The organism is Cyanobium sp. LEGE 06143, assembly GCF_015207535.1.
Taxonomy (GTDB): Bacteria; Cyanobacteriota; Cyanobacteriia; order PCC-6307; family Cyanobiaceae; genus NIES-981.
In genome coordinates this window covers 1-20119 of sequence record NZ_JADEWP010000018.1, presented here as the reverse complement: position 1 = coordinate 20119, position 20119 = coordinate 1, and the positions used below count along the sequence as shown (strand labels likewise).

Sequence of the window (20119 nt, the reverse complement as noted above, 5' to 3'; positions counted from 1 at the left end):
GGGGCTGGACAGAAGCCCCGCCACATGACTGGGGGCTTACCGGCAAAGGAATGGAGATCCGAAACCGGCCATGGGGAGAGCTGTGCAACTCGGACGGGGTGAGATCAAGCTGAGCGAGGACGCGCTGATCGAACTTTCATGGCAGTGTTACGACCCGGAGACGGCACCTACGGCATGACATCCGGCGAAGACCACAGCCACCGCCCTTCCTGCCGCGGTCCGCGCCCGCGGCGGCAGCTGCTGGCGTTGCCGGCACTGCTGCTGACCTGGACGGCGCTGCAGCTGAGCCGTTCAGCCCTGGCCTCCCCCATCAACATGATCTGCTCGTTAGCGCCTGCCTCGGTGGGGGGCCTGGGGACCCTCGTTGATTTCAACCTCCGCGAAGGCTCTGCCAGTGGTTCGTCGTTCTGGCCGCTCAGCGGCCAGCGCCGAACAGTGCAGGCCAGGGTTGGCAGTGGACAGATTCAAATCCTGCAGCCTGCCAGCCAAGTGGTGCTGTTCACCATCGATCGCCTCAGCGGCAGAATCGCCACCCCAGCCGGTGAGCAGGGACGCTGCACGAACGCCGGCTACGTGCGGGTGGATCGGGCCATTTAGAAGCGTGCCGCTCAAGGGCTGGCGCAAGCCGGTCCGCGGCAGGAGATGGGACACCTGGGGCATTGGTTTCTGTGAGCGCTGCGGCCGGCCCTTGACGCTGGCCGCGCTGGCGCTTGCGGTCCTGCGCTTGCCACCCGTGGCTGTTGCTTCCACATCACGATCCACCACCACACCGAAAGGCACTCCCGGCCCCAAGCTCTCGCCAGAAGAGAAGCTGGTGGCCTCCCTGGTCGCCCTGCTGGAGGCGGGCACCACCCCCTGGCGGCGCGAGTGGGATGCCGCCGCTGGCGGGCACCACGTGAATCTGCTCTCCGGCCGTCGCTACCGCGGTGCCAATCCGGTGCTGCTCACCCTGGGCATGCACCTGCGGGCTTCAGCCCTGCCCTATTGGTGCGGCTTTGCCGAGGCCAAGGCGCTGGGGATCTTCCCCCGCAAGGGGAGCAAGGCCGTGCACGTGCTGCGGCCCCAGGTGCATCAGCGGGGAGAAGGCCAGCTGGCCGAGGCTGATCCGGCCGATGCGGCTGGCCGCCGCTGGGTGAGCTACCGGCCGGTGGCGGTCTTCAATGCCGCCGATCTGGAGGGCGAGGCGCTGGAGGGGCTCCTCCAGACGCGCCGCCAGGCCGAGGCGGTGATCCAGTGGCCCGAACCCGAGCGGCTGGCGGCGGCTGAGACCGTCCTCAGCCGCTGGCCGGTGCCGGTGCGCCATGGCGGCGATCGGGCCTGCTATCTGCCGGGGCCGGATCGCATCCAGCTGCCGGATCGCTCGGCCTTCCATTCAGCGGCGGCGCTCTATGCCACCTGGGCCCATGAGGCGATCCACTCCTCCGGCCACAGCTCCCGGCTGGCCCGGGATCTCTCCGGCGGCATGGGTGAGGGCGGCGATGGCGGCAAGGCCTATGCCCGTGAGGAGCTGGTGGCTGAGCTGGGGGCGGTGCTGCTGGGCGATCGGCTCGAGATCGGCAGTGCCATGGCCAATCACGCCGCCTATCTGGGCCACTGGGTCGAGCTGCTGCGCGAATCGCCCCGGGTGCTGCTGCAGGTGCTCAGCGATGCCAGGAAGGCCGCCGATGTGATCGGCCCTGAGGGGCCAGAAGTGCCCAGCCCCACGACGCGTCAGCGGATAAGGCCCTGATCCGGGCGGCCAATCAGCAGCAGCCGATCCGGCGCCCTTCTCCGCGGCAGCGATCCAAGTCAGGCACCAGGGGCCTGCTTGCCGATTCGCTCGCGCTGGCCCGCCGCCCTCCCATCCCCAAGGCAATGCACATGCATTACCGTTAAGGAGCAACCGTTGGGTCTCCAATGGCCGCTCTCTCTTCCCCCACTGTTGAAGCCTCCGGCGTGGGCTCACCACCGGAGGAGGTGGAATCGGCCCTGACGGATCGCTATCAGACCACCGTGCCGCAGCCGGTGCGCAAGGCCCTGGGGCTTCGCAAGCGCGACCGGATCCGCTACGCCTTTCGCTCCAATGGTGAGGTGGTGCTGCAGCGCGTCAGCCCGGCGGTAGAAGTCGACGATCCGGCGTTGGCCCCCTTTCTGGCCCTGCTGGAGCAGGACATCAGCCAGCATCCAGAGCGCTTGCGGCCCATCACCGCTGATCTGGTCAGCCGCCTGCAGGATCTGGTGGGTGCCATCGATGTAGACATCGATCAAGTGCTTCCCGACGACGACGACATCGCCAGCGACGAGCCCGCCTGACGGTGAGCACCGCTGCAGGATCGCCCGCGGTGATCAACGGGTGGAGGGTCTATGCGCACCCGTTGTTTCTCGATCAGCTGGAGTCGTTGCTCGCAGATGTGGAGAAGCTGCGCCGCAAAGACCCGCCGGGATACGGCAGCAAGAACGCCAGCAAGCGCCTTGCGGCCATCGCCCGCCTGATGCTCCAGGACATTCCCCGGGATCCCAGCCGCAAGGAGTACCAGCAGGGATCCACGCTCGGGGCTGAGCATCGCCACTGGCGACGGGCCAGGTTCTTTCAGCAATACCACTTGTTCTTCCGTTTTCACACCCGCTCACGGCTGATCGTGCTGGGCTGGGTGAACGACACCGGCACCAAACGCGCCTACGGCAGCAAGACCGATGCCTATCGGGTGTTCCAGTCCATGCTGACCAGCGGCCATCCGCCAGATGACTGGGAGGAGCTCTTGCGAGAGGCGGGGCAGGCCACCGGGCGCTTGCAGCAACTCACGGATCAGCTGCCTTGAGCTGAAGCGGAAATTGGCATGCTGTCTGCCACCTCCTCAGCTGGTATCCGTTTGCCGTTCTGCCGGCCTATCGAACCAGAAGGTGCGTTCTGCAAACCAGCAGAAGACAACATCAACGCACCCAGAGCCTGCTGAAGCCAGCGGCATCTCCGGTGCTGCACCATTCCAGCCTGGCGTAGCTTTCGGCCTCTAAATTTGGACAGAGCGCGGCCAAGCAGGCGCCTCGGGCGCAGTCCAACCCACTCACCACTCCACCGATCGCCTGCGCCAGGCCGGCCTGCAGGATGATGACCGGATCGAGGTCGTCGTTGGGCCCAACAGCAGGCTGAGCGTTGAGCCTGGGCAGCAGCTGGATCGCGCCTGTTTCTGAACCCCCGCCCTGCCGTAGCCCAGTGGCCAGCAAGCGCACCCTCAAGGCCAGCAACCTGGAAGCCCTGGGGGCTGCCGTCCTGGCGGAGCTGCTGATCGAGGTGAGCGGTGGCAACGCCGTGATCCAGAGGCGGCTGCGGCTGGCCCTGGCCGCCGCCGAGGGGAGCGACGCCGCCGCTCAGGACGTGCGCAAACGTCTGAGCGCCATGGATCGGGCCAGCAGCTTGGTGGACTCGCGCAGGCGCAAGGCCCTAGTGAGTGAGCTGGAAGCTCAGCTCCAGGCGATCAGCGGCCCGATCGCAACCGCTGACCCGAAGCTGGCCTGCGATCTCCTGCTCCGTTTGCTGGAACTCGCCGAAGGGGTGCTGCAGCGCTGCACAGGCAACACCAGCACGGTGGTCGCCGTGTTCGAGCGGGCCGTCAAGCAGCTCGGGCCGCTGGCCCAGGCCGCCCAGCTGGAGCCGGAAGCCCTGGTGGAGCAGGTTGCCGAGCTGCTGGCCGAGAACGGCCATGAGCAGTTCGATGGGCTGGTGCCGGTGCTGAGCGAGGCCCTGGGCCAGAGCGGCCTGAAGCGGCTGGAGAGCAGCTGCCGCCAGCGCGGCGGCCGCAACGGCGACACCCACCTGCTCCAGATCGCTCTGGCCCGGGGGGATGTGGAGGGCTACCTGGCCCAGTTCGATGCCGAGGATCTGCGCTGGCGCGACATCGCCGCCGGCGTCGCCCAGCAGCTGCTGAGCTGCGAGCGGACGCAGCAGGCCCTGGAGATCCTCGATGCAGCCACGGAGGCGGCCCCAGGTGTTGAGGATTCGGCGTGGCACGACAGCCGCATGGCCGTGCTCGAAGCCCTCAATCGCCGGGCGGAAGCCCAGGAGGTGCGCTGGCAGTGGTTCAGCCACAGCCTCTCGATCCCCCACCTGCGCGATTACCTGCAGCGCCTGGACGACTTTGCGGATGTGGAGGCGGAGGAGCGGGCCCTGCAGCTGGCCGGGCAGCATCCGGAGAGCCTGCGGGGGCTGCAGTTCCTGGTGGCATGGCCGGCCCTCTCCCGCGCAGCCCGCCATGTATTGGCCCATGCACGCGAGTGGAATGGGGAGGCCTACACGATTCACTGCGCCGCCGCCGAGCGCCTCGGTGCACAGCATCCCCTCGCGGCCACGCTGCTGCTACGGCCGCTGGTGGTGTTCGCGCTGGAGATGGGCCGCAACAAGCGCTACCGCTACGCCGCCGAGCAGCTGCGCAGCTGCGACCAGCTGGCGGCCCGCATCGACGACTGGCAGGGGCACCCAGACCACGCCACCTACGTCGAGAGACTTCATGACAGGTTCGGAGGAACCTGGCAGTTCTGGGAAAGGCTGGAGTGATGGAGAGGTCAAAGGCGATGATTTGCAGACTCAGCACGACACTCACCACGCGTCTTCACCCAGGGCAGACCAACGAGATCTTGTCCATGTCGCTGCAGCTGTTTCGCCAGTTCCGATGCCTCGCCTGCCAGGCTTCGGTCTTCGCCCTGGCCCTGGCGCCGCTGCTGGCGACGGCAGCACCCAACGGCACATGGCTGTCGCAGCCCCAGATCTGGTATTACAGCTCCACCAACAGGATGGGCGAGCTGATGGCTCGGATTCGAGCCGTGCGCTATCGCGTGGTCTTTCTCGACTACCGCAAGGTCTCTGATGCCACGCAACAGCAGGTGGCCCGGGAGGCCCGCCAGCAGGGATTGATGCCGGTAGTGTGGGTTCAATCGCCCCAATACCGCTCCCTGAGCGTGCCCGACCTGTTGCATGAAGCACGCCACGGCGATGGCATTCAGGTGGATGATCACTTTTTTGCGAATTACACGCTCTACGATTTCTATCGGCTTCGCCAGCTCTACACCAAACCGATCTTCTGCAGCATCCAGCCCTTCCAGGTTGGCCTGGTGCCTCCCAGGGGATGCAATCAGCTGGATATTCAATGCTACACAGCCCAGACATTCCAGCAATGCGTCAAAACGGCCGACCGACTGGGCGCCGTCGTGAGCTTGTCAGAGAAAAACACCCTGGGCTATCAGAACAGCATCGGCACGCGCTACTTCAATACGTTTTTGTGGCCGGGCTGATTTGTGGCCGGGCTGACTCTGCCGAGACTCCATCGCCAGAACTCAGGCGCCGCCATGGCCCTCTAATCACCCACCGTCACCAGCCGGTCGAGGCGCAACTGGTGCTCCGGGCTGGTGAGCCGCCCATAGGCCAGGGCGACGACGCCGAACACGCCCAGGGCCGTGGCAGAAGCCACCATGAACAGGATCACAATCTGGTAGCGCACGGCCGCTGCGGGTGCCGCTCCCTGGAGAATCTGGCCGGTCATCATCCCCGGCAGACTCACCAGCCCCATCACCATCATGGAATTGATCGTGGGAATCATCGCCACGCGGATGGCATCACGCACCACCTCCTGACAGGCCTCCCAGCGCGTGGCACCAAGGGCCAGGGCCGTCTCCACCTGATCGCGCCCGCTGCCCAGGCCCTCCATGAAGCGATCGAGGCCAAGGGAGATGCCGTTGAGCGCGTTGCCCAGCACCATGCCCAGCAGAGGAATCAAGTACTGGGGGTTGTACCAGGGCTGGGGTTGGATCAGCCCCGCCACCGCCAGCCCCGTGACCAGGGCTGAGGCGGCCAGCACCGACAGCAGGCTGTTGAGATAGATCCCCACGARGCGGCGCCGGGTGCGCTGCACCGCCGAGATCCCGGCGATCATCGCCATCGCCGCCCCCAGCAGCACGATCAGCGGGGCATTGTCCTGGCGGAACAGCCACTCGAGCACCGAGCCCACCAGCAGCAACTGCACCACCATCCGCACGGAGGCCACCAGCAGGCTGCGAGCCAGGCCCAGGCGCAGCGCCAGCGACAGGCCCACATTCACCAGGATCAGCAGGGCTGACAGCGCCAGACGGCCATCGCTGATCGCCAGGGCTCCGGCCTCCGATGCGGTCATGGCTGCAGCTCCAGGGTGCGGGTCGCCAGGCGCTGAACCTGGTCGCCGTCATGGCTGGTGAACAGCAGCGCCCGGGGGCCTGCGGCCAGCCAGCTGATCAGCAGGGTCTCGACGGCGTTGGTGGTGGCGCCATCCAGGGAAGCGGTGGGTTCATCCATCAGCAAGACGCTGGGGTCGAACTGCAGGGCCCGCAGCAGCGCCAACAGCTGCAGCTCGCCGCCAGAGAGCCTCTCGGCGTCGTAGCTCAGAAAGGAAGGATCGCGGCCCAGGGCCGCCAACCACGAGGTGATGCGCCCTGGCCTCCAGCCAGCCTGGCGCCGCCGCTCCTGAAAACGCCAGGGGCTGCGCAGGTTGGCCTCCACCGTGCCCGCGTGGGCGACAGGCCGCTGGGCGAGGTAGAGCACCAGCGAACGCCAGCGGGGCAGTCCCCAGCCCAGCGGCGATCGCCCCTGCAGGCGGATCGAGCCTGCCTGAAGCGGATCCAGCAGGGCCATCGCTCGCAGCAACAGCGTCTTGCCCGCCCCAGAAGGCCCCAGCAGCCCCMGGCGCTCGCCGGCGGCCAGCTCCAGATCCAGCCGGCTCCAGAGCCGTCGAKCGCCCAGCTGGCGCTGTAGCCCTTCGGCGCGCAGGAGCAGAGGACAGTCCACGGCGGAGAGCGGATTCAGAGCCCAGTCTGCTCAGACCCGGCAGGGCCACCAGCCGCAAGGGCGAGGTCGATGCAGCGGCCAGCCCCTTGGCCGAGTGACGTTCGTGCGCCTGGACACCAGCCTGCTCAGCAGCGATGGCGCCGGTTGGGGTGACGGCAGCAGCGGTTCGAGCTGCAGGGTCTGAAGGCTGAACGGTTCCGATGAGAGCGGCTCGGTGCCGAGCGGTTCGCTGGCCTGTGGTTCCACGATCGGCAACGCCGTGGGCGCGGCGGGCGCCATGTCGCCGCCAGGCCGGTGAGTTCATCGCTCTGGGAAACCCTATCGCTGTTGAGATCACGCCAGCTGCGCAGCTGGCCGTAGATGGCATCGCCGGCATCGAGGGCGCCATCGCCGTTGCCGCAGTGGTCCTGGGCATCGAACTGAGCCAGGGCCTCAGCTCTAGTGAACTGGGCAATGGCCCCGATGTGGCCGGGATTCCAGCCCTCCTGGGGATGCAGAATGTCATCTTCGCGCCAAGTGCTAGTGCTTCCTTGGTGGTGCCAAGGGAATTGACAGGCCCGTTGATGCTCCCCTGCAACGGCTTGCTTGAGGTCAGGATCGGCTCTGCACCAAGCGGGCGTTGAGCCCAAAGACACCTCTGCTTCGGCGCTCAAGAGACAACTCAAGAACTGGAACCCCACCTAGGATGGTCACGGCTCGAAGAAGGGGAAATAGGAAACCATGACAATGCCTCTGAGCCAAGCAGAAGCCCTCACAGCACGCCTCGCTGATCACTCTCTGGTCTTTTACGGATTCAGCATCTTTGTCATCATTCTGATTCGTTATTTCGTGATGGCCGGTGTCTCCTGGTGGCTGCTGTACGCGCGCTCCGAGCAGGTCGGCGATGGAATCCGCCGCGACATTTACCTCTCTGTGCTTTCGGCCGGCGTGTTTGCCCTGGCGACGGCGGGGTTGATCACGCTGCAGACCATGGGGCTCACCCGGCTCTACAGCCAACCGCAGCAGTACGGCTGGTGGTATCTCGGGCTCAGCTATGGCGCCGTGCTGATCCTGCAGGACGCCTTCTTCTACGCCAGCCACCGGCTCTTCCATCACCCCGCCCTCTACCCCTGGTTCCACCAGGGCCATCACCGCAGCCGCCAGCCCACCCCCTGGACGTCCTTTGCCTTTGACCCCTTGGAAGCGGCCGTTCAGGCGCTGTTTCTGGTGGCGGTGGTGATGCTGCTGCCCCTGCACCCGGTGACGCTGCTGGCGGTGCTCACCACCATGACCATCTGGGCGATCGTGAACCACCTCGGCCTCGATCACCTGCCGCTGCGCTTTCCGCACCACTGGCTGGGGCGCTGGCTGATCGGCCCGGCCCACCACTCGATCCACCACCGTCGCCAGGGCTTGCATTACGGGCTCTACTTCACCCTGTGGGACAGGGTCTTTGGAACCGAAGACGCCACCTACGCCCAGCGGCTTCAGGCCAGGCGCGGGGCGATCCTCCCCTAGCCGCGCCTGTGGGGCTCCAGCCAATCCAGATCAGGCCCCAGGGGCACCACACCGGTGGGATTGATGGTGGCGTGGCTCTGGTAATAGTGGCGCTTGATGTGATTGAAATTCACCGTTTCGGCCACCCCCGACACTTGATAGAGCTCACGGCTGTAGGCCCAGAGCTGGGGATAGTCCACCAGCCGCCGCAGGTTGCACTTGAAGTGACCCACATACACCGGATCAAAACGAAGCAGGGTGGTGAACAGGCGCCAGTCCGCCTCGGTGATCACCTCCCCCACGAGATAGCGCTGGCCTGAAAGGCGCTGCTCCAGCTGATCCAACAGGGCGAACAGGGGCTGCAGGGCTTCTTCGTAGGCCTGCTGGGTGGTGGCGAAGCCACAGCGATACACGCCGTTGTTCACCTGCCGGTACACCTGATCATTGATGGCATCAATCTCCTGCCGCAGTGAGTGGGGATAGAAATCACCCGGCAGGGCGCCGAGCTGATCAAAGCTGGAGTTGAACATCCGAATGATTTCAGATGATTCATTGCTCACGATCGTGCGCTGCTGCTTGTCCCACAGCACGGGAACGGTGACCCTGCCGCTGTAGATGGAATCAGCCAGGGTGTAGAGCTGATGCAGCACCTGGGCCCCCTCATTCGGGTCGCCCACCACGCCCTCGCCTGGGTTGAAGGTCCAGCCCTGATCCCCCATGAACCAGTGCACCACCGACACAGGAATGAGCGTCTCCAGACCCTTGAGGGCCCGGACGATCAGGGTGCGGTGGGCCCAGGGGCAGGCCAGCGACACATAGAGGTGGTAGCGGCCTGGCTCGGCCTCAAAACCGGCCTGACCGGAGGGGCCGGCCTGGCCATCGGGGGTGATCCAGTGGCGGAACGCCGCGCGGGAGCGCTCAAAGCGCCCGCCGCTCTGGCTCGTGTCGTACCACTGGTCGCGCCACACACCGTCCACCAGCAGGCCCATGGGTGGCTTCCTTCACTGGATGAGACGGTACTGGACCAAGGCAGGCAGCAGCCACACAGTGGAGCCGGGGAGATCAGAGCAACGCCAGACAGCGCCGAGAGGGATACGGACCATGGCGCCAATGCATGGAAGCCAGGACGCCCCATTGTGCGTCGACACTGAGTCTGAGAAGTCACTCCACTGAGAGGAAAGTGGCAGGTCTTCGCTGGACTTTGGTAGCAAGAATAACCCGGTAGCTCTGTCGTCATCGCAACCTGATCACGTGTTCCTGGGTTCCTTTCCGTGAACCTGACGTGGCACCTGGCGGGTGACGGCCCTGGCGGCGGGCGGCCAGGTGCAGGTCAACGACATTCTGGAGTCGCGGGTGGTGTCCAAGGTTCAGCTGCGCATGCGGCCCCTCTCCAAAGTGGGCGGGGGTGCTCTGGGCTTCTATTTCTCCGGCAGCCACTGCGTAAAAAGCCGCTGATCGCCATGGGCTTCCGTTTCCGCCGCTCCGCCCGCCTGGGGCCACTGCGTTTCAACTTTGCCAAGAGGGGGCTCAGCTCGATCTCTGTTGGCGGAAGAGGAGCCTCATTCAACATCCCCATGAGCCGCAGCGGCGGAACGCGTACAACTGTCGGCCTGCCAGGAACGGGGTTGAGCTGGAGCGCGGAGCACACACCCGAACACCCCGCCGCGATCCCGGCCGGACCTGCGGCGGGCCTGCCCAACAGCCGCCGGCTGCGGCCCGGACAGCTCGACGCCCTCAAGCAGTCGCTGCTGGCAGTGCTGCGCCAGGAGCTGTTCGAGCCTGGCTCCGCAGGGGAGCCGCTGTGGAACCACGGCCTGGTGAGCCGACTGCTCGCCGATGGCTCCCTGCCGGCATGCACCGCTGGGTTGCTTGCCCTGATCGAGACCCCTGAGGCGATGGAGGCCTATGTGCTGCGGGCTCAGGGCCAGAACGATGCCAAACACCGCGCCCAGAGCTGCATCACGGCCGTACAGGGCGCCTCACGGCTGGCTGCTGGGCGGGGCTGGCTGTCCTGACGCGGCAGCGACAGGTGCCCGCAGAGCCGGATACGTAGTTGAAACCGGGCAGTTGGAGTCCCCCAGAACCATAGGAACCATTGATGCACAGGCGCTTCTGACACCTGCCGACGGCTGGCTACCACGAGCCAGTGCTGAATAACAGTTGCAGCACTCCGAATCCCACCAGACAGGTGGCGGCCAGCAACGGAATGGAGCTAAGCAAGATGGAGACGACCTGGATATCCGGTCTACCCGCTCTGCCTTGCCCATCCGTGCCGATCGGGAACTGAGTGTGGAAAGCAGCAAACACATTTCCAGATGAAGTTGTGTTGCTGGCGTTGTGATGGGGATCTCCAGGGCTCAAGAGACAAATCGCCGGTAGAGCCAGCGCAAAAAGCCACCCACCACCGGCAGAGGCATGAAGGTGGGGCCAACAAAATCAAAATAGTCGCGATGCTCCACGATCTTCCCGTCTGCCCCGATTCGGAGGCGGGTGGTACCGGGATAGACGAATTCAATCCCCCTGATCTTTAGACCCATCGTCCACTCCACGAAGGCCGTATCGCCACTGAGCACCACGGCACCGGGCTCAAGGAAGATGTCATCGCAACGGCGCATCAGTCCCTCCTGAGCCGTGATGTAGGCCTCGATGCCTTGCCTCTCCTGGGTTGGATCCTGAAAATGGACCTTGGGGTCGTAGACGCTGCGCCACTGCTCCTCCGTGGGCGCTGGCGCGCCATAGGGCTTCGTAAACAGGGCCTTGAGCGTTTCCCCTGTAAGCGGCGGCGTGAGAACTGCGGTCATGGCGGCACGGAGGACCAGCGGGCATGGATCTGAGCAAAGGCTGGCAGCTCTGGAGCCAGGATGCGCGTCCATCCAGCCTGATTGATCCGCCGGAATCATCCCCTCATCAAGTTGGAGGCCAGGCGTCCGCCGTGCTCACCCAGGATGCACTGGCTGAGCGACGGCCGACAGGTGCTGCACTTCCTGCCCACCCGCTAGAGCCGCCACAACCAGGCGTTGGAAGTGACCAGCGGCGAGCTGCTGCAGGGTGAGGCCGTGCCGCTGCTCTAGGCGCAGCCTTCCGCGCAGCGGTGACGGCGCCAGGAACTCCCCCGCGAGCAGGCCATCAAGCTCTGGAGCCAGAAGCGGCGGCAGGGCTGGACGGAGTGCCCTCCGCAGTGGCAGCTCCCAGCCAATTGATCAGGGAGGCCCCAGGGAACAGAGCGCAGCCCCACCTCGACACATTCGTTACGAAGTGTTACGTTGCTCTCAACACCGCGCAGCTTTCATGTCCCACTCCACCAGCCGTTTCGGTTTCGTCGCCTTCGCCGAGACCTGGAATGGCCGTCTGGCCATGCTCGGCTTTGTGATCGGCCTCAGCACCGAGCTGCTCACCGACCAAGGCATCCTCTCCCAGATCGGCCTGGGTTGATCGCCATGAGCACCGACTATTCCGCAGCCATCGCCGGCGTCACCGCCCTGGTGATCATTCTCACCGCGATGACGGCCTTTGTTCTTTCACGCCCCAGCGACCTCGCTCCGCACAACCCCCGATGATCGCCACCCTCACCATCCTTCTCTTCAGCGCCTGGCTGATGGGTTCACTGCTCCGGCCGGATCCTGCGAGCTGACCACCACCCTCAACGTACCTGCGCGTACACCCTTTCAATACACCGATTCATTCCATCAATGACCTACACCCCCGCCAGCAATCAATCGCCCGACGACACCACCACCCAGCAGATCCTCATCGATCAGCTCAAGCGCGCTGAGCGCTTCAACGGCCGCGCCGCCATGCTCGGCATCGTCATCGGCGTCATCGTCGAGGGACTCACGGGCTTCGGGATCGCACACCAGATTGGCCTTGGGCCCCTGGTCGACGGCTATGCCGCCTGCCGCACCCAGTTCCTTCCCTTCTGCTTCTGAATCGCTCGCCCAGCGAGCCGCATCAACCCCCGGGCCGGGCCTGGGGGTTTCTCTTGCCTACTCATCGCTGAAGTTCGTGTCATTGAGATCGAGCCGTCAGGACCGCAACGACTCAGCCCACGGCCGCCTCGGCCGTGGATCCATCCTGGCCGCAAGCCAGGCGGCAGCCGAAGTTGAGCACCCCCTGCTGAATGAAACGGATCAGGCCAACAGCAAGCTGTCGTTCCTGGGGCGTGAAGGCATCGCGGTGGCGGGCCAGCCAATGGATCTCCTCAAAGCTGATGACGCCTGATGCCATGGCCTGCTGGTGCAGCTGGGAAACAGTCACGACTACTAAATGTGAACTGATGTAAAGCTGGCGCGCCGTTCGCCGCTCCGCGGCCGGTTAACCGGCATCTTCCTTCCCGCCCCGGATCGCCCCCGTACACAGCGTCCCGTGGCCCTGCGCCTGGGTTAAGGACTGCAGCGGGAGGACTGGTCGATCTCCAGGAATCCACCGGCCGGCCAGGGCACCCGCCAGTGGGTGGGGCTCAACCCAGGCAGGGGCTCCACCTCAAGAAGAGCGCCACAGAAGGACGCCAGCGCAGCCGGGTCATCAGCCACCAGCACGAGTGACCCCGTCACCCCCATCGCCGCCACCAGGGCCTGCGGGTCGGGGCGGCATGGCTGCCATCGCAGAGGGGGTAGCGGTGGGAGCGCCCGCAACCGCACATCAGCACCGTGGTGGGTTCGCTCAACCGCAGTTCGTAGGACACCCTGCCGGTGCCCAGGTGGGCGCCATCGCAGAACCAGCCGTGACGGCTGCGGCCGCAGCTGCAGAGCTGGTGGACCCCGGCCGGCAGCTCAAGCGGCTCCGGGCCAGGGATGGGGGCGTTGGGCTCAGGCATCAGGATCAGCCCTCCCGTTGGGGCGTGATCCCAGTTTGGGGATGGTTCAGCTGCAAGGAGCAGGCAGGCGCCGGAGGGGCCGGATCGCGCTCACCGCTGGGAGCTGGCTGCGGCGCACCCGCACCCGGTAGGTGCAGTGGGCAGGCCCCATGTGCTCGATCAGGGCATCGCGGGCCTCGTGCTGCAGCCCCTCAAGCGTCGGCGCGGCGATGTGGATGGGCACGGTTTCGGCCTGGGCTTCCAACTGGCCAGGGCGTTCGCGCACAACGCGGAACACAACCTCACGCATGGCAGGGGGATCTCTTTCTTTACGGCTCCATCCTTGGGCCGCCAAGAGCTCTGCGGGGGTGCTGCTGGATACGGGGAACAGGCCCGATCCGCCACAGTGAAGCCAGGCCTTGCCCTGGAAGGAGAGATGGTCGATCACCAGCCCCGCAATACGCCTCACCACGACGACGGCCACGAGGCGACAACGAGCGGCAGGTCCGATCTGCGAGGCACCCTGCGGCAGATGGAGGAACGGCTGCTCCGGCATGCTGCCCTGGAAGATCTGGGCCCCCTCTTTGGCCCGGAAGCGCATGGAAGGGAGCCCTCAGCCCAGACAGCACCGCCTAGGAGCCCGTTGCGCATAGATCAGCAGCCAGCCTCTCCACAGACGCCTATCAATCTGCCCAGATCCCAGTGACAGCAGTGGATCTGAGCGAGATAATGGGAGATGCAAAAGCCCAAGTCCTTCCGCCCCTGGCAGCCGGAGCAGACCACCCTGCTGCCGCCGTCACCTCGTGAGTGGCTCTCAGAAGAGCACCAGGTGTTTTTCCTGCTGGATCTGGTGGATGAGCTGGATCTCTCCGAGATCCTGATCCCCCTCAAGCCAAGGATCCCCGCGGCGAGAAGGGCTTTGACCCCCTGATGATGACGATGCTGCTGCTCTACGCCTACTGCGTGGGGATCGTCTCGCCCCGCAAAATCGAGCGGGCCTGCTACGAAGATCTGGCCTTCCGAGTGCTCACCGGAAACCAGCAGCCGGACCACAGCCGCATCAGTGAGTTCCGCCGCCGCAATCTCGATGCTCTCAAAGATCTGTTTGTTCAGATCCTGCGGCTGTGCCAGAAGGCGGGCATGGTGAGCCTGGGTCATGTCGCCCTGGATGACACCAAGGTGCAGGCCAACGCCTCCAAGCGCAAGGCCGAGATCCTCGTAGCCGTAAGGCTTCCGCGAAACGGTTGCCCAGGAGGATCGCCGCTACGGCAAGGGCAAGCTGGGCAGCGAGTTGCCGGATGAGCTGAGGAGAAGGCAGGACCGCCTGGCTGATCGGTGGACTGATTCTCTACGAGCAACAAACTCCTAGTACAGACGTTCGCCAGCAAATGTCGTCGTGGTGACGAACCCACCGCTCCAGCTTAGTACCTTCCCGTCCCGTTTCTGTCGAGGACTGGCCGTACCTCGATCAGGACGTTCTGGTCACCAGCCACAGCCTCAAGGTCTGGATGGCCTGCCAAGCGTTTCGCCACCACGCGTGGGCCACCTCAGACCAGCTGCCCTCGGTAGGGCTCGGCCAGATGCGGGCCGATCTAATCAACAGGGCCACCCATGCGAACAATACCGGCACCATCCTCGAGCTGCAGATCCAAGCAGCTGAAGCCACCAGCAGTTTCCATTTCCATCCCGCCGAAACGCCTGTGCAGGCAGCGGCGTTGATCCTCAAGGTGCTGTGCGAATGCATCCCGGCCGGCTTGGCCTCGACTCGATCGCCCAGGTGCAGGTGCGCGTGTCGGCTGGGGATGTCCCTCCGCTGACAAGCTGACAAGGTGATGCAGGTGCCCAACGACTATCCCGCTGTGGTGATCCTATTGATCACCATGCACGAAACGATCCCTCAGCACCCTGGTGTAAACCGGCATCACAAGTGGCAAGCGCCAAGGACGTTGGCGACGCTGCGCAGCCAACAAGCGCTTAACAGGACATGCGGAGAACCTCTACACAACGTGTGGAGCACTCACGATCCTCCAGATCACAGGTCGTGAGACACGTGAGGTAGGTGTCTACTGCATCCCAGTGATGCGCGCGCTGATCAGGAGTAGCAGAAGTGTGCTCTTGTACGAGCTGAGGCCGGCAAAAGTCTTGGGTCGTCATGGTAAAAAACTCCTAAAAAAATTGGTGGATGCGCTATCACAAAAACAAGAGGGCAAAGTGGTGCATGCCTAGTAATTATTACTCAGCTTCAATGCGGCAGATTTCTGCCTCTTCAGCCCCCATGGTACTCCACGTAAGGCAGCTGATTGCTTGTCACTGTGAGAAACTTTACGGATCTGGCCGTCAGGCGATACTCGCCATGTCGGCCTGTAGTGAACACCACCAAGCCTTAGATATGGAATGCCACCAACTCCTGATGGGTCTATTGCTCTCTTGGGTGGCGGTGCAGATTCTGGTAAATGGGCTGAAGGGGTGCTTGCCGATGCTGGCCTGACCGGTTCTGATAAGGGCGGAGAATGGGCCTGGTCACTTCGCGATGTCTCTTGAACGCCATGCCTGCTGAAGTGATGATTGCGGGGACAACGCTGCGATTGACACGACCCAGCGATGTCGCCGTCGCGCAGCGCGTGGCGACCCATCTGCAACGCCGCATCACTGAGGATGACTGGCGCCCCTACCGGAGCAGACAGGATGCGGTTCGGGCCTGGAGCCGATTGGGCGGCATCCGCGTCCAAGTGATGCAGGCGCTGAGCCTGCTGAACGAGCTCTGAACCTCTGCAGCACCTCAGGCATCAGCCGCACCCGACCGTGCAGGGCAGAACGGCTGAGAGCTGGGGACTGCTGCTGGCGGGAACGGAGGCAGGACCCAGGCGAACCCCAGCTCGGCACGAGACGCGCTCCGGCACGGCTCATGGCGGCCCCCAGAACCCTGGCGGTGAACCACTGGCGCCCGCGCCTTGGGGCCCTTCATGAGAACGGCGTGTTACGTTTCGTTGCGTTGCTTCACACAACGCCATGTCTTCCAGCGCAGCCTCTGGTCCTTCCTGCTCTCTCGACAACCAGGAGATGCAACAGCGCCACCTCGACCAGCTCCGCCGGGCCGAGCGCTTCAACGGCCGCGCCGCCATGCTCGGCCTTGTGATCGGCGTGGTGGTGGAAGGCCTCACCGGCTTCGGCATCGCCCACCAGATCGGGCTCGGCGCCCTGGTGGATGGCTATGCAGCCTGCAGAACCAACCTTCTGCCCTTCTGCTTCTGAGTCCCGAGCGTGTCCAGCACCGTGAGTCTCACCCTCGCCATTGAGCTGGCCTCCTCCGTGCTGGGCCTGCCCCTGCGGCAGATCGGCCTGGCCCTTGGTTTCGCCCCCGTGCTGGTGCCGATCACCTGAGGTCAGCGACTGGGTTGAACCGCCCTCGCCTGTGGCTCTAGCAAGATCGCACACCATTCCCAATCGCTACCAGCGGCTGCATCAGCCATAACGATTCAGCACATCGCAACTCAGCGCAGCATCACTCAGTGCATCACGGCAGGATCTTCCGTAAGTGGCCGCCGGCCGGCCAGAGCGGCGCCTCAGGGCCCATGGGGCAGAAACACTTCCTTGTGGGTCTCATTCCATTTGATTCCACCCAGCCAGCTTCCCAACACGGCGCCGAAGGCCGAAGCGGAGAGCAGCCATGGCAGCACGGCCCCATTGCTCTGGAGGCTCAAGACAATCAGGCCACAGAACAGTTGCGTGCGGCAGGCCGCTCAGCCACAGCGACACCAACACCGCTCCCAGGGTCATCGAATCGTGCATCAGCCCTCCAGGAGCGCCGATGGCGATGCTCACCAGCGGACCCAGTAGACAGGCCCGGCCGCCCACCAGGGCACCATCGGGGTGCCGGCGATAGCTGGCCCCAGCGCGAGCGAGCCGTCATTGAGGCTCAGCCCTGCGCTCAGAAGGGCTGTTGCCACGGTGATCAGCAAGGCCAAGGGCAGCAGACGAAGTTTCACCAAACCAATGTCCCCCACGCCACCAGGAGGGTCAGCGACCAGGCCAAGGCGTTTCGCAGGTCCTGGGCATGTGTCGGGCGTGGGGCCGTCATTTGCTGGGCTAGAAGACAGAAATCTGCGCCGTTTCAGCTCCCGAGCGGCCTACGGATGTGTCGATCAGCCCTTGCGATGGTTCCAGCCGCCACAGGGCCGTCCTAGCGGGGGTGAACCACGCCATGCTGACGCCATGGCCGCCTCCGGGAGTGTCGTGATGGCAGAAGCAGCCGATTCCGAGGGCAGCCCCAGCGTCGGCGGCGGTTGGCCGGTGATCGACGGCTGGGCCAGGGCCACCCTCTCGCCGAAGGGTCCCCTGCTCTGGCAGACCCTGCTGCACAAGAGCGCCTGCCTCTCCTGTGCCTGGGGCACCGGCGGCCAGAACGGCGGCTTCCGCGACGAGCTGGGCGAGCCCCTGCAGCGCTGCCTCAAGAGCGTGGAGGCGATCAGCGCCGAACTGCAACCGGCGGTGCCGGAATCGGTGTTCTCGGGCCGCAGCATCGGCGCGCTGCAACAGCTCAGCTCCCTGGAGGCCGACCGCCTCGGCCGCCTCAGCCACCCGTTGATCCTGCGGCAGGGCCGCAGCCACTACGAACGGCTCGGCTGGGACGACGTGTTCGTGCTGGCGGAGGCCGCCTTCCGCCGTCCGCCGGAACGGGTGGCCTCCTACAGCTCCGGCCGCTCCTCCAACGAGGCCGCCTACCTGCTGCAGCTGCTGCTGCGGGCCTGGGGCTCCAACAACCTGGCCGACTGCTCCGACCTCTGCCACGCCCCCTCCACCGTGGGGCTGGCCGAGGTGTTCGGCTCGGGCACCTCGATGGTGAGCCTGGAGAGCCTGCAGCAGGCCGACTGTGTGGTGCTGGTGGGCTCCAACGCGCCTGCCAACCACCCGCGGCTGATGAATGAGCTGATCCGGCTGCGGGAGCGGGGCGGCTCGGTGCTGGTGATCAACCCGGTGCTGGAGGTGGGGCTGCTCAAGTTCGGCTCGCCCGCCTTTCCGATCAAGTCGATGCTGCGGGGGTCGGAGATCGCCTCGCTGTTCCTGCAACCGGTGCCGGGCAGCGACACGGCGGTGTTCCTGGGCATCCAGAAGGCTTTGCTGGAGGCCGGCTCGATCCAGTGGGACTTCCTCAAGGCCCACACCGAGAACTGGCAGGAGGTGCTGGAGCCGCTGCAGGCCACCTCCTGGGAGGCGATCTGCGCCTGCTGCGGCCTCAGCCGCGAGGAGATCGAGCAGGCCGCCGCCATGATCAGCCGCGCCCGAGGCGTGGTGTTCGCCTGGGCGATGGGCATCACCCACCACGTGAACGGCACCGCCAATGTGCAGGCGATCGCCAACACCGCCCTGCTGAGCGGCAATGCCGGCCGGCCCGGGGCGGGCACGATGCCGATTCGGGGCCACTCCAACGTGCAGGGCTTCGGCTCGATGGGGGTGTCGGTGAAGCTGCGGGCGGCGATGCAGGAGGCCCTCGAAGCCCTGCTGGGGCGCCCCCTCAGCCGGGTGCCCGGCTACGACACCCGCGCCCTGATCGAGGCCGCCGACAGCAGGGCCGTGGACACGCTGCTCTGCCTGGGGGGCAACCTCTGGGGCGCCAATCCCGATTCGCAGCAGGCCCGCCGCGCCCTGGGCCGCATCGACACGGTGATGTATCTGGCCACCAAGCCCAACCAGGGCCATTTCCATGGCCTCGCCGCCCAGACCACCCTGCTGCTGCCGGTGTTCAACCGCTTCGAAACGCCGCACCGCACCACCACCGAGTCGGGCAACAACTTCGTGCGGCTGAACGAACCCGGCAGCACCCACCTCAAGCAGGCCGATCTGATCAGCGAGGTGGGTTTCCTGGCGGAGCTGGCCCGGCGGCTGATGGGCAGTGAGCCCGTGGACTGGGGCCGCCTGCAGGATCCCGCCTACATCCGCGAGCTGATCGCCCGCACCGTGCCGGGCTACGGCCCGATCGCCGCCATCGACTCCACCAACAGGGAATTCAGCGTGGAGGGGCGGGTGTTCGACAGGCCCCACTTCCCCACCCCCTCAGGACGGGCGCGGATGCGGCCCACGCCCCTGCCGGCGCTGTCGTTGCCGGGGCCCGATCACTTCGGGGGCCTGGCCCCTCGCGAGAAGGGCCTGGTGCTGGCCTTGATCACGGCCCGCAGCTACTCCCAGCACAACACCGTGGTGTACAAACCCGGCGATGCCTACCGGGGCATGCCCCACCGCAACACCATCCTGATGAACCGGGGCGACCTGGCCAGCGCAGGCCTGGAGGCCCACCAGCGGGTGACGGTGCATGGGGAGGCAGGCAGCCTGGAAGCCGTGGAGATCATTCCAGGCGAGATCCGCGAGGGGGCAGCGCTGATGTTCTACCCGGAGGTGAACGTGCTGATGACCCCCCGGGTGGATCCCCGCTCGGGCACCCCAGCCTTCAAGCGGGTGCCCGTGCTGGTGCGGAGTGGGGTCAGTGGGCCTTGATCTCGGCCTTGAAGCGGGCCGACACCTTGGACTCTGGATCCACCCCCTCAAAGGTGGCGGGCAGCCAGACGCGCACCACCATCAGCACCGCCATGGTGATCAGGAAGAGGCACACCGCAAGAATCTGGTGCCAGTCGGTTTCGAGCACACCATTCACGATCACTTCCCGCAGCACCGACACGATCGCAATCTCCACCGATACCCCGATCGACACCCGCTGTTCCTGCAGATAGATGATCAGCAGGCGGAATAACTCCACCAGGATCAGGATGAACAGGATGTCTGCCGTGATGGCGTGGAACTGGGGTTCCTGCAACAGAGAGGAGAACAGCACCTTCATCTGCAGCACCATCACACAGAAGATGCCCACKCACAGGGTGATGGCGATCAGGTCCTGAACCGCCTCCAGCGACTGCACGATCTGAACGCGGCGCAACTGCTGATGCCAGGCCAATCTGACCTGGGGTTCTGGGGCAACAGGGGAGCTGGGCTTGACGGCGGCGGTGGGTGGTCGTTCGGCGGGGAGCTGGGCAGTACTGCTGGTCATCACTGAATCAGCTCAGAGGACGGAACATCCG

Annotated in this window: 27 protein-coding genes and 1 pseudogene; 18 read left to right on the top strand and 10 right to left on the bottom strand. The window is 65.3% G+C overall.

Annotated elements, in window-relative coordinates; translation table 11 throughout:
• Positions 1-138 precede the first annotated feature (138 nt).
• The 6 genes from IQ216_RS02740 to IQ216_RS02715 all read left to right on the top strand — a co-directional run bounded on the left by IQ216_RS02740 (position 139) and on the right by IQ216_RS02715 (position 5262).
• Positions 139-597, top strand: a complete 459-nt coding sequence (locus IQ216_RS02740) for a hypothetical protein (RefSeq protein WP_193814228.1) — start codon at positions 139-141, stop codon at positions 595-597.
• A 217-nt stretch (positions 598-814) separates the two neighbouring features.
• Positions 815-1729, top strand: a complete 915-nt coding sequence (locus tag IQ216_RS02735) for a zincin-like metallopeptidase domain-containing protein (RefSeq protein WP_193814227.1) — start codon at positions 815-817, stop codon at positions 1727-1729.
• Between the two features lie 206 nt (positions 1730-1935).
• On the top strand, positions 1936-2292 hold the full coding sequence (locus IQ216_RS02730; RefSeq protein ID WP_370566583.1) for a type II toxin-antitoxin system PrlF family antitoxin: 357 nt from the start codon (positions 1936-1938) through the stop codon (positions 2290-2292).
• Between the two features lie 2 nt (positions 2293-2294).
• Entirely contained in the window at positions 2295-2798 is a 504-nt protein-coding gene (locus IQ216_RS02725) for a type II toxin-antitoxin system YhaV family toxin (protein WP_370566582.1), read from the top strand.
• 392 nt (positions 2799-3190) lie between these two features.
• Complete coding sequence (locus IQ216_RS02720; protein ID WP_193814225.1) at positions 3191-4528, top strand: DUF6880 family protein; 1338 nt, start codon at positions 3191-3193, stop codon at positions 4526-4528.
• Between the two features lie 86 nt (positions 4529-4614).
• Entirely contained in the window at positions 4615-5262 is a 648-nt protein-coding gene (locus IQ216_RS02715; protein ID WP_193814224.1) for a hypothetical protein, read from the top strand.
• A 62-nt stretch (positions 5263-5324) separates the two neighbouring features.
• On the opposite strand, the gene fetB is transcribed toward IQ216_RS02715, so the two are convergent.
• Together fetB and IQ216_RS02705 are read right to left on the bottom strand one after the other, a co-directional pair.
• Positions 5325-6137, bottom strand: a complete 813-nt coding sequence (fetB, locus tag IQ216_RS02710; RefSeq protein WP_193814223.1) for an iron export ABC transporter permease subunit FetB — start codon at positions 6135-6137, stop codon at positions 5325-5327.
• A complete protein-coding gene (locus IQ216_RS02705) occupies positions 6134-6784 on the bottom strand; it encodes an ATP-binding cassette domain-containing protein (protein ID WP_193814222.1) in 651 nt (216 codons plus the stop codon). The genes fetB and IQ216_RS02705 overlap by 4 nt, the downstream gene beginning before the upstream one ends.
• Before the next feature lie 236 nt (positions 6785-7020).
• Here IQ216_RS02705 and IQ216_RS02700 point away from each other — a divergent pair, with 236 nt between their 5' ends.
• Both IQ216_RS02700 and IQ216_RS02695 read left to right on the top strand, forming a co-directional pair.
• Complete coding sequence (locus tag IQ216_RS02700) at positions 7021-7407, top strand: hypothetical protein (protein ID WP_193814221.1); 387 nt, start codon at positions 7021-7023, stop codon at positions 7405-7407.
• Positions 7408-7615: 208 nt separating this feature from the next.
• Positions 7616-8281, top strand: coding sequence for a sterol desaturase family protein (locus tag IQ216_RS02695; RefSeq protein WP_370566581.1), 666 nt, complete (start codon positions 7616-7618; stop codon positions 8279-8281).
• Here the strand turns inward: IQ216_RS02695 and IQ216_RS02690 are convergent.
• Entirely contained in the window at positions 8278-9249 is a 972-nt protein-coding gene (locus IQ216_RS02690; RefSeq protein WP_193814220.1) for a glutathione S-transferase family protein, read from the bottom strand. The genes IQ216_RS02695 and IQ216_RS02690 overlap by 4 nt on opposite strands.
• Before the next feature lie 307 nt (positions 9250-9556).
• On the opposite strand from IQ216_RS02690, the gene IQ216_RS02685 reads away from it, so the two are divergent.
• Positions 9557-9715, top strand: a complete 159-nt coding sequence (locus IQ216_RS02685; protein WP_193814219.1) for a hypothetical protein — start codon at positions 9557-9559, stop codon at positions 9713-9715.
• A 5-nt stretch (positions 9716-9720) separates the two neighbouring features.
• Positions 9721-10275, top strand: a complete 555-nt coding sequence (locus IQ216_RS02680) for a DUF4236 domain-containing protein (protein ID WP_193814218.1) — start codon at positions 9721-9723, stop codon at positions 10273-10275.
• A gap of 342 nt (positions 10276-10617) precedes the next feature.
• Here IQ216_RS02680 and IQ216_RS02675 read toward each other — a convergent pair whose 3' ends face one another.
• Positions 10618-11061, bottom strand: a complete 444-nt coding sequence (locus IQ216_RS02675) for a nuclear transport factor 2 family protein (RefSeq protein ID WP_193814217.1) — start codon at positions 11059-11061, stop codon at positions 10618-10620.
• A gap of 309 nt (positions 11062-11370) precedes the next feature.
• Between IQ216_RS02675 and IQ216_RS14060 the strand changes: the two are divergent.
• From IQ216_RS14060 to IQ216_RS02660, 3 genes and pseudogenes are all read left to right on the top strand, one after another.
• Positions 11371-11460 (top strand): annotated as a pseudogene (locus IQ216_RS14060) (DUF1651 domain-containing protein); the annotation flags it as partial.
• An 88-nt stretch (positions 11461-11548) separates the two neighbouring features.
• Positions 11549-11692, top strand: coding sequence for a chlorophyll a/b-binding protein (locus IQ216_RS02665; protein ID WP_193814216.1), 144 nt, complete (start codon positions 11549-11551; stop codon positions 11690-11692).
• A gap of 257 nt (positions 11693-11949) precedes the next feature.
• A complete protein-coding gene (locus tag IQ216_RS02660) occupies positions 11950-12186 on the top strand; it encodes a high light inducible protein (protein ID WP_193814215.1) in 237 nt (78 codons plus the stop codon).
• Positions 12187-12298: 112 nt separating this feature from the next.
• Here IQ216_RS02660 and IQ216_RS02655 read toward each other — a convergent pair whose 3' ends face one another.
• The 4 genes from IQ216_RS02655 to IQ216_RS02640 all read right to left on the bottom strand — a co-directional run bounded on the left by IQ216_RS02655 (position 12299) and on the right by IQ216_RS02640 (position 13653).
• Positions 12299-12514 carry a hypothetical protein gene (locus IQ216_RS02655; RefSeq protein ID WP_193814214.1) on the bottom strand — a complete coding sequence of 72 codons (216 nt, stop codon included), beginning with the start codon at positions 12512-12514 and terminating at the stop codon, positions 12299-12301.
• Between the two features lie 125 nt (positions 12515-12639).
• Positions 12640-12810: a hypothetical protein gene (locus tag IQ216_RS02650; RefSeq protein ID WP_193814213.1), complete on the bottom strand. Its 171-nt coding sequence runs from the start codon at positions 12808-12810 to the stop codon at positions 12640-12642.
• On the bottom strand, positions 12807-13073 hold the full coding sequence (locus tag IQ216_RS02645; protein ID WP_193814212.1) for a CDGSH iron-sulfur domain-containing protein: 267 nt from the start codon (positions 13071-13073) through the stop codon (positions 12807-12809). Before IQ216_RS02645 ends, IQ216_RS02650 begins: the two co-directional genes overlap by 4 nt.
• A 46-nt stretch (positions 13074-13119) precedes the next feature.
• Positions 13120-13653: a hypothetical protein gene (locus IQ216_RS02640; RefSeq protein ID WP_193814211.1), complete on the bottom strand. Its 534-nt coding sequence runs from the start codon at positions 13651-13653 to the stop codon at positions 13120-13122.
• 135 nt (positions 13654-13788) lie between these two features.
• On the opposite strand from IQ216_RS02640, the gene IQ216_RS02635 reads away from it, so the two are divergent.
• From IQ216_RS02635 to IQ216_RS02620, 4 genes are all read left to right on the top strand, one after another.
• Positions 13789-13983: a hypothetical protein gene (locus tag IQ216_RS02635; protein WP_193814210.1), complete on the top strand. Its 195-nt coding sequence runs from the start codon at positions 13789-13791 to the stop codon at positions 13981-13983.
• Between the two features lie 8 nt (positions 13984-13991).
• Complete coding sequence (locus tag IQ216_RS02630) at positions 13992-14354, top strand: transposase (protein ID WP_193814209.1); 363 nt, start codon at positions 13992-13994, stop codon at positions 14352-14354.
• A gap of 1244 nt (positions 14355-15598) precedes the next feature.
• The gene (locus IQ216_RS02625; protein WP_193814208.1) at positions 15599-15817 is read left to right on the top strand and encodes a hypothetical protein; all 219 of its coding nucleotides are present in this window, start codon (positions 15599-15601) and stop codon (positions 15815-15817) included.
• A gap of 295 nt (positions 15818-16112) precedes the next feature.
• Positions 16113-16304 (top strand): chlorophyll a/b-binding protein, encoded by a 192-nt coding sequence (locus IQ216_RS02620; RefSeq protein ID WP_228007055.1) that lies wholly within the window; start codon positions 16113-16115, stop codon positions 16302-16304.
• 566 nt (positions 16305-16870) lie between these two features.
• Here the strand turns inward: IQ216_RS02620 and IQ216_RS14390 are convergent.
• The gene (locus IQ216_RS14390) at positions 16871-16999 is read right to left on the bottom strand and encodes a hypothetical protein (RefSeq protein ID WP_255510564.1); all 129 of its coding nucleotides are present in this window, start codon (positions 16997-16999) and stop codon (positions 16871-16873) included.
• A 265-nt stretch (positions 17000-17264) separates the two neighbouring features.
• Between IQ216_RS14390 and IQ216_RS02615 the strand changes: the two genes are divergently transcribed.
• The gene (locus IQ216_RS02615) at positions 17265-19541 is read left to right on the top strand and encodes an FdhF/YdeP family oxidoreductase (RefSeq protein WP_228007052.1); all 2277 of its coding nucleotides are present in this window, start codon (positions 17265-17267) and stop codon (positions 19539-19541) included.
• Here IQ216_RS02615 and IQ216_RS02610 read toward each other — a convergent pair.
• Positions 19528-20088, bottom strand: coding sequence for a phosphate-starvation-inducible PsiE family protein (locus IQ216_RS02610; RefSeq protein ID WP_193814206.1), 561 nt, complete (start codon positions 20086-20088; stop codon positions 19528-19530). The two genes, IQ216_RS02615 and IQ216_RS02610, sit on opposite strands and share 14 nt — an antisense overlap.
• Between the last annotated feature and the right edge of the window lie 31 nt (positions 20089-20119).